At 63.3% G+C, this 803-nt stretch carries 1 protein-coding gene and 1 pseudogene; both read right to left on the bottom strand.

The annotated features are described in order from the left end of the window. The coding region (locus tag Q0994_RS33880) for an endonuclease domain-containing protein (RefSeq protein ID WP_299542576.1) at positions 1-445 on the bottom strand (445 nt) is incomplete at its 3' end. 98 nt (positions 446-543) lie between these two features. Beyond that, positions 544-803: pseudogene (locus tag Q0994_RS33875) on the bottom strand (hypothetical protein); the annotation flags it as partial.

Raw genomic sequence — 803 nt, 5'->3', positions numbered from 1 at the left:
CATCACCGGCTACTTCCAAGCCCCGCACGTCCGCTACACCCTCGACGAGGGAACCCCATGAGTTTCTGATCAATAGCTCGTTCAGGTTGCACGGGAGGCAGAGAATCCCGCGGACGCAGCAGCGGTTGCTGGACCTCTTCATGTCGCAGCAGTAATGGTCGTGATCGATCTGCCAGGGGCGCGGTCCGGCGTGAGGGATACCGCCGTCGCAGGGCTCTTCATTGTCCCCGCAGAGGCCGCACCGAAAGTTTTGCGCACGCCAGATGGCGTTGTACTGGGGGATGGTGAGCCCGTACTTCTCGATGCCCCGGCGCATCCGATAACACCCTTGGCACTCGCGGCCCCGTACCAGGCGGGCCGCCCACGCCCCACAGTCGCAGAATTCACCGTCCCCTTCGAGTTCGATCTGTGTAACGATCTGCTTGATCTCTTCCGGGGAAATCATGCCGGGATCCTAGAGCATGCCTCTGACAGCACCTACCGTCATTGAGCGCTTTCCAACTTCTGTCTGAGCTGGTCGGACACAGGCAGAGGATCTGCGTGTCAGAGCAGGGCCGCCCCAGCGCAGCAGCCGAGTACCGTGCCCGTAAGGCTCAGGGCGAGAAGGACGTTACGGGCGCGCACCTGCTCGGGTCCAGATGCCACCACCATGCCGCTGCGGTCAAGCCGCACGCACCACAGCAACAAGGCCACACCCCCTTTACGGAACAGCCATCGTCCGTACAGCACGCCGAGCAGCAGGGTGCTCAGCAGGCCGATGACGGCCATGACCACCCGGCTCTGGCCTGTGTCGGCGACGAACG

Source organism: uncultured Streptomyces sp. (assembly GCF_947488945.1).
Lineage (GTDB): Bacteria > Actinomycetota > Actinomycetes > Streptomycetales > Streptomycetaceae > Streptomyces.
Note: the sequence above shows the minus strand (reverse complement) of the source record. Positions and strands in the feature narration are given on the sequence as shown.